At 31.9% G+C, this 17,160-nt stretch carries 10 protein-coding genes; 9 read left to right on the top strand and 1 reads right to left on the bottom strand.

Annotation, left to right across the window (positions count from 1 at the left end; genetic code table 11):
- Positions 1-505: 505 nt before the first annotated feature.
- Positions 506-2,092, bottom strand: a complete 1,587-nt coding sequence (locus ACJROP_RS09235) for an AAA family ATPase (RefSeq protein WP_406535183.1) — start codon at positions 2,090-2,092, stop codon at positions 506-508.
- 197 nt (positions 2,093-2,289) lie between these two features.
- On the opposite strand from ACJROP_RS09235, the gene ACJROP_RS09230 reads away from it, so the two are divergent.
- The 9 genes from ACJROP_RS09230 to ACJROP_RS09190 all read left to right on the top strand — a co-directional run bounded on the left by ACJROP_RS09230 (position 2,290) and on the right by ACJROP_RS09190 (position 15,822).
- Complete coding sequence (locus tag ACJROP_RS09230; RefSeq protein WP_406535182.1) at positions 2,290-4,005, top strand: hypothetical protein; 1,716 nt, start codon at positions 2,290-2,292, stop codon at positions 4,003-4,005.
- 75 nt (positions 4,006-4,080) lie between these two features.
- Positions 4,081-4,599 carry a hypothetical protein gene (locus ACJROP_RS09225; protein ID WP_406535181.1) on the top strand — a complete coding sequence of 173 codons (519 nt, stop codon included), beginning with the start codon at positions 4,081-4,083 and terminating at the stop codon, positions 4,597-4,599.
- Between the two features lie 11 nt (positions 4,600-4,610).
- Positions 4,611-8,324 (top strand): leucine-rich repeat protein, encoded by a 3,714-nt coding sequence (locus ACJROP_RS09220; protein ID WP_406535180.1) that lies wholly within the window; start codon positions 4,611-4,613, stop codon positions 8,322-8,324.
- Positions 8,325-8,339: 15 nt separating this feature from the next.
- Entirely contained in the window at positions 8,340-12,245 is a 3,906-nt protein-coding gene (locus tag ACJROP_RS09215) for a leucine-rich repeat protein (RefSeq protein ID WP_406535179.1), read from the top strand.
- Between the two features lie 298 nt (positions 12,246-12,543).
- Entirely contained in the window at positions 12,544-14,649 is a 2,106-nt protein-coding gene (locus tag ACJROP_RS09210; protein ID WP_406535178.1) for a peptidase domain-containing ABC transporter, read from the top strand.
- 252 nt (positions 14,650-14,901) lie between these two features.
- Positions 14,902-15,087 carry a hypothetical protein gene (locus tag ACJROP_RS09205; protein WP_406535177.1) on the top strand — a complete coding sequence of 62 codons (186 nt, stop codon included), beginning with the start codon at positions 14,902-14,904 and terminating at the stop codon, positions 15,085-15,087.
- Between the two features lie 111 nt (positions 15,088-15,198).
- Positions 15,199-15,375: a hypothetical protein gene (locus ACJROP_RS09200; protein ID WP_406535176.1), complete on the top strand. Its 177-nt coding sequence runs from the start codon at positions 15,199-15,201 to the stop codon at positions 15,373-15,375.
- Between the two features lie 27 nt (positions 15,376-15,402).
- Positions 15,403-15,579: a hypothetical protein gene (locus tag ACJROP_RS09195; protein ID WP_406535175.1), complete on the top strand. Its 177-nt coding sequence runs from the start codon at positions 15,403-15,405 to the stop codon at positions 15,577-15,579.
- A gap of 75 nt (positions 15,580-15,654) precedes the next feature.
- Positions 15,655-15,822, top strand: a complete 168-nt coding sequence (locus ACJROP_RS09190; protein WP_406535174.1) for a hypothetical protein — start codon at positions 15,655-15,657, stop codon at positions 15,820-15,822.
- The last annotated feature ends 1,338 nt before the right edge of the window (positions 15,823-17,160 follow it).

Here is a 17,160-nt window from a genome sequence, read left to right as displayed (position 1 = left end):
ATGATAAGCATAAGCAAGCACATACCGCTTGACAGCGATGACATATTCCAAAAATTCAAAAACTCCGTAAAGGATCAGTTGCAAAATTGATTTGTTGATGATGGGAAGAAAATTATTCCGATAAAAGTCAAGGCATAAGAAAATCTCAAAGCAAAAAGTTTGAAGATGTGCAGAGAAAAAATATGTTCAGTCAGTTTGTGTCAGAACATCATCTATGACAGATTACAGAAACGAAAATAACGGATTCGTCAATTTGGATTTTACGTGACATTAAGAATTTCTGAAAATTTCCAAAATGGCAGGGAGTAAAAAATTTGATCTCCGTAGGAGGTCGCAAGCTTAGATTTTATATATCGTTTCGATATCTAAAATCAGCTTGGCGGTGAAATCTCCCCACTCCCTTTTTTAATTTTCAAAATCGCTGCACTCACAAAAAAATATAAAATTCAAATTTTGGAATAATGGAAAATCCGTAGAACGCTTGATTGGCATTCTACGGATTTTGTTAATTCATAGTGTATTCTTCAATAATGCACTTGTGCTTTTTATTGTCCTTGACTTTTTTTGTGTAGCTGATACCGACAAGCAATATTTTTTCAAAACTTTTCAGCTTGCCAGGATAATTCTTATTCTTGATTTGCTGAATAGCTGTTTCGGCTGTATTGTTCCATTTGAGTTCGATGACCATTGGCGGATATGCAGCTGTATCAACATTGTGCTTGGGAATAAAAACTATATCTGCAAATCCTTTTCCTGTTGGCAGTTCTTGAACAATCTCATATTGCTCTTTTGCGTAATAGTAAGCTATCAGAATAATAAATCTCAAAGACTGCTCATTGCTGTAATTGATGGTGCTTGAATTGCTGTCATGAATTTTTTCAATAGCCTGTGCAACAGCTTCGGCATTTTTTTGTAAAGTATCAGCGAGTAATTTCCTCGACAGCGTGACTGCTTCTATAGTTTCTTTCCATAAGCCTGTGGCTTTCATGCTGACAACAAATTCATCAGCAATTTCCTTATTAGGAATATAGACAGTCTGATTATTGGGATTGTATCCGAGATACCCTAAATGCACAAGCAATGTTAAAATATCGTCTTTATTCGTGAATGTTATCATGTCATTGGAAAATGTTCTGGTATCTGTCGGTTGTGGCTGATTGGCAAGCAGCTTTTCTATGGTATCATGCAAGCCATCAAAATTCATGGCAATATATTTTGCAAGTGCTTCATAAGTTTCTGTTTCTGTCCAATAACCGCTGAATTTTTTTGAAGAAACAGCTTTCACAACTGAACGTGGACAATATAAATCCGTTCCGTTCAGTTCATATCCGTCATACCAGGCTTTCATTTGTTCAAAGTCAACGTCATATTTTTCACAAAGTCCAAAAACTTCCTCATTGGTAAAACCGATATATTTTTCAAGCCCGTCTGATTCAAGCATAGAATATTCATCAAACATATTCAAAGCGGAATGTGTACCGTATTTTTTGATAGGAAGAATACCTGTCATGTAGGTCAAGGCAATGTATTCTTTATCTTTCAGCCAATTCCGGAGAAAATCAAGATATAATTTTATGCTATTTATTTCTTCATGCATAACACAATCCCATTCATCAATTAAAACAACAAATGGCTTTTTTCTTTTTGTGGCAATATAAAAATCTTCCATCCAAAAGCTCAGATTGTCATCTGGATCGAGATTTATATCAGGCTTTTCTTCTGTGAGTTCATTGAAAATTTGTTTTTCGAGTCTTTGCACCATATCTTCAATATCATTACTTCCAGTCCAAAAGTCCTGCATATTGATATAAATGACGTTATATTTATTCAAATGTTTGAAATATGTCGTATCATTCGCAATAGAAAGGTCATTGAATATCTTTTTACTTCTGCACCCTTTGCTGTAATATGCTGCGAGCATTGCAAGATTGATAGATTTACCGAATCTTCTTGGACGGCTGACACAGATATTTTTTTGTTCGGTATTAATTTTTTCATTCGTGAAAGAAATAAGCTGAGATTTGTCAATATAAATTTTTGAATTGACCGCCTGTAAAAATCTTCCATTGCTCGGATTCAAATAAGTTCCCATATTTATCTCTCCCATCTATAGTATTTATAATTAACTTGTTACCATTATAGCATAGATTTAGGGCGATACAAATAAAAAATAAAAATTTTATAAACTTTTTTGTATCTATTGACAACAAATAAATAGTTTAGTATTCTAAAATAAAGAAAAATATATATTTTACTGCTTAATATCATTATAACAGGGAGATGTAGAGAATGGATACCAATGTTTTAAATACTTTGTTTAACGGAATTTTAGATGACAGTTGTTTCCTGATTATGGATAGTAATTCTCCGGAAATACAAGATGGAGAAAATAGTGAAATATTTTTCAAGAAATATATTGAGTATTGCAAAGAGATAGAATTTAACAGACGAGATAAAATAAAGGAAATGATGCATAATTTGGGCTTTTCTACAAAGAATTGTCAAGTTGAAATTGTAAGAAACTTACATCAAATGCTCACAAACTGTGACAATAAGCTTTCTGATGAAGAAAAGGATTTCTTGGATTGGAACAAGTTCTCTGATTCATATGATGATTATTCCTCTGTTCCAAAAGTTGAAACTGTTAAAAAATGGTTATCCGAAGCAGGATACAGAGAGCCACGAAGATTATATTTGTACAAGATAGCGTTTGCTTTGGGATTGAAAGCCTATTTTCCAAAGGAAATTACTGATACTTCTCCCGAATATAAAAAATCAGTCAATTATCTGTTCAACAAGATTTATAATCAAAGATATGTTACCAGAGCCGCTGATGAACTTATATTCATTTATTGTCTAAAAAATGAAAAAACTTATACAACTGCAATGAAAATGCTTGCAAAATATCGAAAAAAATGCCAAGAAATAAATTTTACTCATGAAGTGAAGTTTCACACCAAAAGCAATAATACGCTTTTCTTTATTCAAAACAATATAGCAAATAATGAAGACGATTTTTTGAATGATCTTGTGGCACTAACACCGTTGTTGGACGACAGATATTCTTCGATATTTTCACAACTTGAAGAATTTATAGAATATTTTTCTGACAATGATAAAATGAATGAATTTGATGCAAAGTGTAAAAACAGTTACATTGATTATACAATACTTACTTCATATAATGAAGATAATTATGTAGATTTCTCATATACAAGTTATATGAACTTGGGCGAAAAAATTTTAATGAGTGACGTTCTCAAAAAAAATTTACTTTTACTGGACAAGCGTATGAGTATTTCATCAGCTTTTTTTGATAATAACATAAAATCAGACAATATTAAGGAATTATTTCTGAAATTGGGGATTTCCGAAAATTTGTACAATCACTTAAAAAAATACGCTTCAAACAGTATTAGTGCAAAATTTGGCAAGGGAACGCAAAAATATTTTTCTGATATTATTAGTGATATAATTATTACTAAAAATGATATATATAATTCAGATATAATCGCAAGAAAAGAAAAAGCAGATGGCACATATACATGGCAGCCAAAGCCTTATGACGATTTAATGAGTCATAATATGATATATAAAAATCTGAGAACAGCATTGATTACAGCACATTTCTTCTATTATTGGTCTGATAGTAATTCTCAGTTAAGTTATAAGGGCTATAAAGATGAAATCAATGAAGTGTTGACCAATAATTTTTATTTAGGTATGGATATAAAAAATAGTTTTGATTGTTTTTTTATGCTATGTGCAAAGACTTTAAATCCAATAGACAGCTATTATAATATCTTCAATACGATTTTCTATATTTATGATGATTATAACAATGAATTTATAAATTCCAAAGATATAAGAAATGAGTTTTATAATTATGATAGTTTGAGTGCAAAAGAAGCAATTTTATCTATTGAAGAACGAATAGAAAAAAATCTTCATGTAATTGATAAAAAAAATATTCAAAAGGAAATTCTGAAAATGCTTCAAACATAAAGGGACAAATTTGAAAAACTTAAATGAAAAATAAGAGTTATACTATAATCAAAAAAAGCAAAGGAGATTATAGTTATGACAAAAATAAACGAATATGTATCATTCAAGGCAAAAGTTGACAGTGTAGAGCACGATAAAGTCTATGTACTGCTTGAAGATGGTAGCAAGGGATTATTGTATTACTTTGATTTGCCAAATTACATAGCTGATATGTCGCATATTTTCTTTAAGGGACAAGTAATCTATGTAAGAAAGAAAAAGGTTCTTTTTACAGGTATGGCACTTGTGACGATGAAAGGATTGCTTGTTCCTGAAAACCTTGAAGATTTGTCGGGAGAAGAATTATACGGCATAGCCTGCAAAGAAACGAAAAATGGAACACTTGTCCAGATTTCACCAGAAGTGCAAGTATGTATTTACGGAGTATATTTGTCTGTCGGCACAAAAATTCTTGTATCAATCAGACAAAATAGGAATAAAAGGATTAAAGTATATCTTAGCAGTGTTATTTATGACGATTATAATACATTTCCTATATTCAGATTGAAGTATAAAGATATGGAAGTTTATGCAGAACAGTTGCAGGCTGCATAACGGAGGAAAAGATGATTATAAGAAGACAGCCATTAAAAATGGATATGGATTTAATATTTGGGGATAAAAAGTGTCACATTATAAAAATATTGGGACAGGGAACTTCTTCAATCGTTTACAAAGCAAAATTAAACAACAGAACTGTAGTTTTAAAGGAACTCTATCCAAGAGATTTGGGAATTGTCAGAGGAATTGACAATTCCCTTATTGTGCCTAAAAATTCACTTGAAATATTTGAGCAATATACTGAAAAATTTATAAAATCTTTTGAATTACAAACAGAATTTCATAATAATGAAAAAATCACAAATTATACATCTGATATTGAAGATATATATGAGTGTAACAATACATTGTATACAATTATGGGCATTATGACAGGAAATTCTTATGATAATATTAATCCCAAAAATATTATGTCTGTTTTGAAAGTCGGCAAATCACTTGCAATCGCAATTTCATATTACCATGAAAGAAATTACCTGCATCTTGATATAAAACCTGAAAATATATTTATTTTATCTGAAACTGACGAATTGGTACAGTTATTTGATTTTGATACCATTTCTACCAAAGAAGATATATTGCAAAATAAGTTTTCGTTTTCTAACAATTACGCATCTCCAGAAGTGCGTGGAAGTCAAAACGGCAATTTTGAATTATCTGATATTGACGAAAGAGCAGATATATTCTCTATTGGTGTTGTTATCTTTGAGAAAATCATGGGAAAACTTCCTAATCTTTCGGATCATAGAGAAGGTAAGACATGGAATTTTAGTTCTAATCCTTATTTAAAAAATACTGTTCCTCAGCTTCAAGACGGAATTACAAAAATTTTTCAAAAAACTCTTGCAAGAAATAAAACAGATAGATATTCTTCTGTCACGGAACTAATACAAGACCTTGATAAGCTGACTGAATTGGCAGCAATTAAAGTATTTTTGAAAAGTCAGAACATTTCACCATGCACTGCTAAAAACATATATATTTCCAGAAAGAATATATGTGAAACTATCTGGAACAGACTGAATCAGTACAATATTTTGTACTTATATGCTATTTGTGGTAACGGTAAAAGCGAAATTGCAAGGGAATATGCTGAAACCTACGCAAATAGTTATAAATTCATACAATCAATCTTTTATTCGCAAAATCTCAAAAAGACAATAGCCAATCTCGACTTTGCCGGCTTGAAATATGAAGATAAAATTGCACATACTGATGAAGATATTGACAGGCTGTATTCATATAAGCTCGATTTATTGGGCAATACTGACATTTATACATCAAATACTTTGTTAATAATAGACAACTACGATTATGACAGTAACCCTGAATCAAAAGAATACAAGAAAAATGTAGAAGTATGGTCTGATCTTAAAAAACTGCACATACATATCATTTTTACAACGAGAATAAATCCGACTGACAAAGCCCATTGTTTCAAGTTGGAAAATATGTCAAAAACTGAGTTGGAACAGCTTTTCTTCAAGATAAATCCTATTCAAAAAGATGATCCTGAACGCATAAAACTTGTCGATGAAATTATAAAAGTTTCATATAATCACACAATGGCTGTCAAATTGATTGCTTTACAGTCGAAGAAGTATAAGAAAAGCCTTGAAGAATATCTGTCTGTATTGAAAGAAAACGGCTTAAATTCACATATTCAAGGCAGAATTACCAATGAAAAAGATGATGAATCAGTCACAATGTCAGCCGTATATGACCACATAAAAGCCTTGTTTGATTTTGATGATTTGAGTTCCAAGGAAAAATACATAATGGTAAATGCTTGTTTATTGCCGTTGGCAGGACTTGATACCGTTACATTCAGCAATTTTATCGACTTGAATAATTTTGCCGGTTCATCAAGTGACTGTATAGATGAAAGCATAGAAGACCTTGTCAATAGCGGTTGGATAATTTACATCGACAATGAAGAAACAAAGATAAGTCTTCATCCGTTGATTTGTGATATTGTCACAAATGAATTAAAGCCAGAATTAACGGAGGATAAGTGTAAAAAATTCTATATTTCTTTTTTGGATTTGATTTCAGAATGGGGAAACGGAAAAGTAAAGCATACTTCAGATTATAAATCAAAAGAAAGTATGGTCTATTTTCTTTTTTCAAAACTATATAGTTTTAATAAAAAAAGTCCAATTATAGAAGTTCTTAATTATATTCAATTTCATAATAATAATTATTATATAAAAAACTATGCCCTTATTGAACAAAGACCAATCGAACAAAGTCAAATTGAAAAAAAAGTACATAATCATAAAAAAAATCCAATCGAAAAAAGAAAAAGTCCGATTATAAAAGTTCGTAATAATTATAATGCACTTGTTGAACAAAGTCCAATTATACCAGTTCGTAATTATAATGTACTTTTTGAAAAAAAAATACCTAATTATTCAATTCAAAAAAGAATCCTTTTATATTATTTTGGCATTGAAAAAAGTTATAACCCTCCTAATGATGTTATTGATGATAAGACAGATTTAAAATTAATTTTTCATAAAATTTTTCATAAATCTAATATCATAATTCCATCAAAAAATCCAATCATCGATGATATGCTGGATACTCTTAGCAAGGATTATGAATTCTATCATCGTTTTAATTTAAGTTCATACATACATGAAATGGAATTAATATATATAAAGCAAGACATCATTTTATTCAATGTTGTGGATAAAAATATAGAATCATTAGATTTATTAAACTTTTTTAATATTACTATTATTGGAGATTACGCTTTTAAAAGTTGCAAAAATTTAAAAAAAATTACAATTCCTGATTGTGTTAGAAGAATAGGCTCTTCTGCATTCTGTGATTGTACATCTTTAACAGAAGTATCAATATCCAACGGTGTTACCGAAATCAAAAAATGGGCTTTCTCTTATCGATCTTCCTTAATTAAGGTAGACATCCCTAATAGTGTTACCAAGATTGAAGATTATACTTTTATAGGGTGTTCTTCTTTAACTAAAATAACTATTCCCAAAAGTGTTAGTAAAATTGGAAAACGTGCTTTTTCAGGTTGTTCTTCCCTAACAGAAATAATCATTCCGAATAGTGTCACTGAGATTGAAAATAATGCTTTTGAAAATTGTTCTTCTTTAACTAAAATAGTTATCCCAAACGGTGTTAATAAAATAAAAAATGAAACATTTTCAGGTTGCTCTTCTTTAACAGAAATAATCATTCCGAATAGTGTCACTGAGATTGAAAATAATGCTTTCGAAAATTGTTCTTCTTTAGCTGGACTAATTATCCCCAACAGTATTACTTATATCGGATATTCAGCTTTTTCAGGTTGTTCTTCCTTAACAGAAATAATCATTCCTAACGGTGTTACAGAGATTAATAATGGTGCTTTTGAAAATTGTTCTTCTTTAGCTGAACTAATTATACCTGACAGTATTACTTGTATCGGATATTCAGCTTTTTCAGGTTGTTCTTCCTTAACAGAAATAATCATTCCCAATAGTGTCACCGAGATTAAGAATAATGCCTTTGAAAATTGTTGTTCCATAACAAAAATGATATTTCTGAATTCAAAAATAGATATATCAGAAAGCCTAATAGGCTATTATAAAGATGAAAATGGCTTATATCGAAAAAACAACTTGACCATTAAGGGCTATAAAGGCTCTACTGCTGAAAAATACGCAAATGAACACGATTTTGACTTTGTAGCCATTGATGAAAACTGAAAGGAAGTTAAATATATGGATTTTATAACAGAACGACAGGCATTATGTATCGGAAACATTCTTGACATAAGTGGTGAAAAGTGTACTATCAATTCTATTCTTGGTGAAGGCACAAGCAGTATCGTATATGAAGCTGACCTGAATGGCAGACGAATCATTCTGAAAGAGCTGTACCCAATAGGATTGGAAATAAAAAGAAATGATGATTTTTCACTTACTATTTCCGAACAATATCAGGATAACTTTGAAGTTTACAAGCAAAAACTGAAAAAAGCCTTTAAATTACAATTAGATTTTTTCAATGAATTTCCAAACCATATCGTAGAACCGCAAAAATTGTACGAGTACAATAACACTTTGTATATCATTATGCACTTATCGGGTGGTAATTCTTATGATAAAGTAAAACCAACAGACATATTATCAATACTTGAAGTTGGAAAATCTTTATCCTTTACCATCAAATTCTACCATCAAAAAAAATATCTCAATTTGGACATAAAGCCGGAAAACATCTTTGTATTTCCTGAAACTAATCAGCTCATACAACTCTTTGATTTTGACACAGTTTCAACAAAAGAGGATATTCTGAAAAACAGATTTTCCTATTCAAACGGCTATGAAGCTCCAGAAGTACGTGGAAGCCAAAACGGCAATTTTCAATTATCTGATATTGGCGAAAGAGCAGATATATTCTCTATTGGTGTTGTTATTTTTGAGAAAATCATGGGCAGACTTCCTAATCTCTCGGATCATAGAGAAGGTAAGACATGGAATTTTAGTTCCAATCCTTATTTAAAGAATACTGTCCCTCAGCTTCAAGACGGAATTACGAAGATTTTTCAAAAAACTCTTGCAAGAAATAAAGACAATAGATATTCTTCTGTCACAGAACTAATACAAGAGCTTGATAAGCTGATTGAATTGGCAGCAACTAAATTATTTTTGAAAAATCAAAATATTTCACCATGCACTGCTAAAAACATTTATATTCCAAGAAAAAAAGCTTGCAATATCATTTATGAACGACTCAATCAGTATCATATTTTGTATATACATGCCATTCATGGAAGCGGTAAAAGCGAAACCGCAAGGGAATATGCTGAAACTTATTCAAATAAGTATAATTTCATACAATTAGCATTTTATTCACAAAGCCTCAAAAAAACAATAGCTAATCTTGATTTTATTGGTTTGAAATATGAAGATAAAATCGCAAAAACAGATGACGATATCGACAGGCTGTATTCATACAAACTCGATTTGTTGAGTAATAGTGATATTTATACGTCAAATACTTTGTTGATAATAGACAATTATGACTATGGTGAGCATGATTCAGAGGAATGCAAGCAAAATGTAAAAGTATTGTCTGACCTAAAAAAACTGCACATACACATTATTTTCACAACAATTAAAAATCCTGATGACAAAGCTCATTGTTTCAAATTGGAAGATATGTCAAGAACGGAGTTGGAACAGCTTTTCTTCAAGATAAATCCTGTTCAAAAAGATAATCCTGAACGCATAAAACTTGTCGATGAAATCATAAAAGTTTCATACAATCACACAATGCTTGTAAAATTAGTTGCTTTACAATTCAAAAAATATAATAAAAGTCTTGAAGAATACCTGTATAAACTGAAAGAACACGGAATAAATTCGCATATTCAGGGCAGAATTACAAATGAAAAAGATGATGAAACAACAATTAGTGATGCAGTATATGAACTTATAAAAGACTTGTTCCAATCAGATTTGGATAATCTAAGTAACAAAGAAAAATATGTTATGGTGAATGCCTGTTTGCTGCCATTTGAAGGACTTAATATCGTTACATTCAGTGATTTTATAGACTTGGACAATTTTTACGGTTCATCAAATGACTGTATAGACGAAAGTATAGAAAATATGGTAAATAGTGGCTGGATAAATTATACTGACAGCTATGAAACACAAATCAGCCTGCACCCACTCATACGTGAAGTTGTAGCTAATGAATTGATCCCTGAAATTACAGACAATAAGTGTAGAAAAATTTATATTCATTTTTTGGATTTAATTTCTGAATGGGGAAATAAAAAAACAAAACAAGCAAATGATTGTCAAGAAGATGAAAATCTTATTTATTTGCTTTTTAGAAATATAAACGGATTGATTGGATATGACTTATCGGAAATTATCAATTATATTCAGGTAGAAAGCCAAAATATCAGTATAGAAAATTATACACTGATTTCCAACGACATATTGATCAATTATTTTGGTGCAGATGAGATTTATTATATTGGCAAAAATATTAAGATTATTCGTCATGAAGCATTTGAAAACTGTTTTTTACTAAAGGAGATCAATATTCCTGATAGTGTAGTAAAAATTGAAGACTATGCTTTTGCAGATTGTGCCGGACTTCAAAAAGTAAATATTCCCAGTAGCGTTACAAGTATTGGAACAGGTGTTTTTGAAGGATGTCTGTCACTGCAAACTATAAGTCTTCCTAATAGTATTAAGGACATCGGCAGCTACGCTTTTGCAGGATGCACTTCTTTAACCGGAATAACAATGCCTGACAGTATTCAAGATATAAAATTTTGGACCTTTGCAGGCTGTGTATCGTTGGAAATGATAAAAATTCCTGAAACCGTAGTTGAAATAGGATATGAAGCATTTTATGCCTGCTCATCGTTGAAAAGTATAGTTATTCCAGACAGTGTAAAAAAAATCGGCAATTTTGCTTTCCGAGATTGTACGTCATTAATAAACTTAAAAATTCCCCCAAATATACCAAGTCCCGGACACAACACTTTTGAAGGCTGCCCTGTTTTTGGAAAAGTTCCCAATACATTGATTAAAGAAAAAATAATCCCACATGATGTTTATTGCATTGAAGATTTCGCTTTCCAGAACTTTATATCTTTGGAAAAAATACAGTTGCATGAGAACATTACAAAGATAGGTGATTGTGCTTTCTATAATTGTTTCTCATTAACTCAAATTTCTATTCCTGAAAATGTCACGCATATCGGAGATGGAGCTTTTGAATATTGTTCGGCATTGACACAAGCAAATATTCCATCAGGAATTACAATTCTTGGAAAGGCAATATTCCAGTGCTGTACATCATTACCACAAATATACATTCCAGACAGCGTTAAAAAAATTGATAATAATGTTTTCTACCGTTGCTACTCACTAACAAAAGTAACCATTCCCGATAGCGTAGTCGATATTGGCAATAACGTCTTCTATGGATGTATAAATTTAACACAAATCATCATTCCGAACAGTGTCAGAAATATAGGATATTTTTCTTTCGCATATTGTTGGGAATTGCGACAAATATATATTCCATACGGAATTGTAAGTATAGGAAAATCTATTTTTGAAGAATGCCATAAACTGGAAAAGATATTTCTCCCCGACAGCATTACCTACATCGGAGATAGTGCTTTTGAAGGCTGTATCGGATTAAAAGAAGTAAAACTTCCAAAAAATATCACCTATATTGGAAATTCTGTTTTTGAAAGTTGCCACTCCTTACAACAGATCATACTTCCAAATAGCATTAGTAGCATTGGAAAAGGGGCATTCTGGGAATGTTCTTCATTAACACAAATAAATATACCTGATAGTGTAATAAGTATTGACAGTCGTGCATTCGGAGAATGCTCATCATTATTGGAAGTTATTATCCCTGAAAATGTTCAATATATAGGCGAAGAAGCTTTCTTATATAAAAACTTGCGAAAGATAAAAATTCTTAATCCTGAAGTTAATATTGAGGAAAGTAAAATTGGCTATCACAAAGATTCTTATGGCTTGTACAGAAAAAATGAAACGCTGACCGTTGAGGGCTATAAAGGCTCTACTGCTGAAGAATACGCAAAGAAACATGATTTTCATTTTATAACTCTTGATTAAAAATCAAACAAAAACGAAAAACTCTCTTGTTTTATTAACAGGAGAGTTTTTTAATGGGACATTTTTGCAAAAATCTATATTCTGATATGTGATAGTATATATTCAGAACAAAGAAACAAATGAAACGGAGGGACTTTTCTGAAAAAATAAGGCTGTAAAAACAGCCTATAATAAATTCAAACAGCCGGAGGAACAAGACAATGAAAATAAAGCGACGATATAAGGGACATTTTTGATAAGAAATATACTATATAAAAGTGTATCATATAATCAGAAATTACAGAAAGGGGTTTTCACTATGAAATATATTAAACAAAGAAGTAAAAGTGACTGTGCTGCCGCTTGTTTATGTATGATTGCATGGCAATATGGTAAAAAACTTCCCTATACAGAAGTGAGCGAAGCTATAGGCATAGACAAAACAGGCTCTACCATCTACGGAATATGTGAAGCAGCCGAAAAATATCAATTCCACACAACCGCTTTACAAGGCTCATGTCATGAACTCTGTGATGATGTCAAATCGGAACAAATCAAGCTTCCGATAATCGCCAGAATTGTAAACAGACATCAACAGACACACTTTGTGGTTGTCACGAAGATTTTCGGCAATAAAATAACAGTTTACGATCCCGATATGGAAATCGGCAAAAAAACATTTTCGATTTCATTCTTCGAGAAGATTTTCCTCGGTGAAATCATAATGTTTGAAAAAACTGATGACTTCGTGAAAGAAAACCGACATAAAAATCCTCTAATATCCTTCTTCAAGTATGCTTTCAAACAAAAAGTAACAATAGCAACTACATTCATTCTAAGTCTGATAGTTTCAGGAATCGGTATATTATCATCATTGATACTTAAATTTTTGGTGGACGGAGTATTTCAGGCAGACACTCCTGAAAAAATGGACGAAAGTTTAGATATCTTCGCAGTACTGATAACGGGAATGGCACTGTTATACATAGTGAGATATATCATGCAGTTGATTCGTGGAAGGCTCTCGGCAGGACTTGCCGCAAAAATCAATCAACAGCTCATATCAGACGTTTATCAGAAAATGATGGATTTGCCTATAAGATTTTTCGGAAATAAAGAAACAGGCGAAATATTATCACGATATGGCGATGCTTCAAAAATCAATCAGGCTATTTCACAAGTAATTTTATCTGTTGGAATGGATCTGATAATGTTTGTGGGAGCAGGTATCACAATGTATTACTTATCACCTGTTCTTCTGAAATATTCACTGTTTATCATAGGTATTTATTTATTCATCTCAATATGCTTCATAAAGCCTCTGGAAATGGCAAGCAGAAATGTCATCGGTGAAGGAGCAATGGTCAACAGCTATATTAAAGAAACAACAGATGGTATATTATCATTGAAATCATGTAATGCCGTGAAATCCACCAAAGAAAAATTCAAAGATATGTTCACACATCTGCAAAAATCTTCCATTCATGCAGTTATGAAAAACATCAACAAAAACGGGCTAATCGAATTGTTCAGCTCAATCGGAATTTTAGCTCTTTTGTGGATAGGAGCTGTAAGCATTATGGAAGGCAATATGACTATGGGCACCATGATTACTGTATATAGTATGCTCGGTTACTTCTTTACACCTGTACAAAGCATTATCGAAATGCAGCAATCTTTACAGGAGGCATACATAGCAGCAGAACGACTGGAAGATATATACGACTCTACACCTGAAGAACAAAATATCAAGTCAACAGCCAAAATCACCAAAGGAAACATTAGATTTGACCATGTAAGTTACCGTTATCCCAATTCAGACCTTGTCTTTGATAACCTCTCATTTCAGATAGAACAAGGCAGTACAACCGTAATAGTTGGTGATTCCGGCTGCGGTAAATCGACTGCTGCAAAGCTTATGACCAAATTCTATACCCCCGAAAGCGGTATCATTCAAATCGATAACCATAATATCAATGAATATTCGTTAGAAGAACTTAGACAAAATATAATCTATGTACCGCAGGAAGTATTCCTTTTCTCGGATACTCTCCGAAATAACCTCACTATTGGCATAGAGAGAGAGGTTACAGACGAGGAAATATGGAATGTTCTCAAAATGTGTGACTGCGGATTTTTGGATAAAAATTCATTGGATTTTATGGTAGAGGAAAACGGCAGTAACTTCTCAGGCGGTCAGCTAAAAAGAATCGCACTGGCAAGAGCACTGCTCAGAAAACCGAAAGTATTGATTCTTGATGAAACAACTGCCAATCTTGACAGCAAAAGTGTACAGAAAATAACTGCAAATATCAACAATTTGCCAATTACCAAAATATGGATTACCCATGATCCTGACAGCATCAGAAAAATTGACAATATTATACAAATGAAAAATAATCACATTTTATCAGCCACAGCATAAAGGGACATTTTTCCTAAGCACCCAATCAAAAATAAGAGTATAATTAAATCATCAAATAAAACGGCGAAAGGAGTTGGTTATATGAATAAAAACAGGCAGGGAAGACCACCGCCCACAAAATTTTGTACACAGAAACTCATCCGAATATAAACAAATACAAATTTGCCTAATAGCCAATCGAAAGAAACAGTAACAACAGTTTCAAAAAAAACATAAACTGAAAATTTATAAGTCTTGAGGAGGACTAATACTATGAAAAATATAAATACTGAAACAACCAAAAAAACTTTTGCAGGTACAACTTACTTCTGTCCCTGGGGTGATTACAGTGGATCAAACTTCTGGGCTGTATATGGTCACGCTATCGTTTGCGGCTACCGCCACGGATACTTTGACATTCCTATTTGGATGATCAAAACCGGACTCAGACTCAGATAAACCGTTCTAAACTAATTCAACAAAACAGAAAATCGGGAGGGGCTGCAACAGCAGCTCCAAACAAGCCCGAAAAAAAAATTAAAAATCTACAGTCTTGAGGAGGACTTATCTATGAAAATCATATCCAAAGAAACAACTCGTACAATCAACGGCGGTGCAACAAACCTTATTAGCATGGGTAAAGGAGCCTGTGATTTATACGCAATTTACAAAGGTAGTAAACTTTGTATCAATCTGGGAATCTGGATCGGCAACAAAATATTCAATAACAATGCCAAATATATATAATATGGCTCGGATAAAGGAGAACTAATTATGAAAGTTATATCAAAAACAAAAACACGTACAATCCATGGTGGTTCAGGAACTTTTCTTAATGTATGTGGGGGAATGGGAAAAGCATTTTTAATTTACACAGGTTGTAAGTACTGTGTAAATGCAGGTATTTGGATTGGCAACAAGATGTTCAATAACAATGCCAAATATCTCTAACACAGCTCAGATGGAACTGTAAAATTAGTTGCAAACAAGTATAATAAAATAACAATTTTTAGGAGGACTTACTTCATGAAAATCATATCCAAAGAGGCAACTCGTACAATCAATGGTGGTTTAGTTGCTACAGTAGCAACCGTAGCTCGTGGAGCTTATGCAGCAATCGGATTCATAAATCTCGGAATAGATATAGGAAACTGGCTTTTCAAAAATAACTGCAAAAAGATTTTTCAGAACTAAAATAGATTTTAAGTTTTGAGAAGTGTCTATTTATGAAAATCATATCAAAAAACAAAGCTCGTACAATCAATGGTGGATGTAGAATCTCGACAATGATAAAAGAAACTTCAATGTTTGCCTTCAGGCACGGTATGTACATTGGTCGTTTGTTTCTCAGTAACATTCCCAAATTGTATTAAAATAAGAAATTGATTCAATAAATTCCTGGACAGAGTTAATTACTCTATTCAGGAATTTATGTTTTTATACCTTTTATATTATAATTACAATTTTATTAACGAGTTTGTTGGTGAACGATAGTAATTTTTATTTTTGTCTGATACAAAAATTAGGGGCGTGGGGAATTCCCCACCAAACGATTTTGTGTGTACTTCGTATATACAAAATCTATACTTGCATATTCCCATATATCTCATTAAGACATCAAATTGACTGATGTATCAGTTGCTTCCTATCCTCTATGAAAAGTGACAGAAACCATACATATCAACAGTAAAAAAAACGCAACATTTTTTTATGACTTATAAAAAATAAAAAAATTCAATTTTTTTACTAACAAGACGTACAACAAGACGTACAAAAGACGTACTGAACATTTGTTTGTACGTCTTGTAAAAAATCCAGTATTCATGCCATTTTTAAGGCTTATTTTTATCAACAAGACGTACAAGACGTACAAAAACTTCTAATTCTTGAAAAATAAAAAATATTTTATCTAGATCAACTGATTTTATTTTTTAGCAGTATAGGGAAATCTGTACGTCTTGTACGTCTTGTTCAGGAATTATGTCCCAAAAAGCCGCTTTACAACAGCATTTTTACAAGACGTACAAAAAATAAATCCGTACGTCTTTTGTACGTCTTGTTTGGATTTTTACAAAAAAATTCCGTCAATTCTTTTCAAGTCAGCGGAATCGAAATTTACCCTGAATGGGCAAGAAGCTTCCGACTTTAAGCCTTAGAACAGGCGGTAAAAGTATATCACCAGAGCCATACAAATATATAGTAGGGTAATTTTTTGAACAAGGCAACACAAGGCAACAACAAGGCAACACTTTTTTAGGATTTGTTGCCTTGTAAAAATCCGCTGTTTATGCGGCTTTAAGGGGCAATAAGGCAACAAAGGCAACACTTTTTCCTAATAACCCGAAAAAAAATTTTTTTGATAAAGATAAGCATATATTAAATTATAGGAGTTATGGCGAAATTCTGTTGCCTTGTTGCCTTATTTGTCAAGAAACCGCTGTATAATCGCATTTTTTACAAGGCAACACCTTTATTTTTTTGATGCCTTGTTGTTGCCTTGTGTTGCCTTATTTGCCTTGAATAAAAAAATTC

This window comes from Methanobrevibacter sp. (assembly GCF_045220775.1).
GTDB lineage: Archaea > Methanobacteriota > Methanobacteria > Methanobacteriales > Methanobacteriaceae > Methanocatella.
Note: the sequence above shows the minus strand (reverse complement) of the source record. Positions and strands in the feature narration are given on the sequence as shown.